The following is a 251-nucleotide window of genomic DNA, read 5'->3' on the forward strand; positions in this document are numbered from 1 at the left end:
GCGACGACGCCGGCGCCGACGGTACGGCCGCCTTCGCGGATTGCGAAGCGCAGACCTTCTTCCATCGCGATCGGAGCGATCAGCTTCACCGTGATCGACACGTTGTCGCCCGGCATCACCATTTCCTTGTCCTTCGGCAGCTCGATCGAGCCCGTCACGTCCGTCGTACGGAAGTAGAACTGCGGACGGTAGTTGTTGAAGAACGGCGTGTGACGGCCGCCTTCGTCCTTGCTCAGCACGTACACTTCAGC

Annotated in this window: 1 protein-coding gene; it reads right to left on the reverse strand. The window is 62.2% G+C overall.

Going from position 1 to position 251, the window contains the following annotated elements; genetic code table 11:
* Window positions 1-251, reverse strand: a 251-nt coding sequence (locus tag ACV22V_RS32725) for an EF-Tu C-terminal domain-related protein (protein ID WP_448016877.1), incomplete at both ends; no start/stop codon positions are given.

The sequence above is a fragment of the Burkholderia sp. AW33-5 genome, assembly GCF_053427615.1.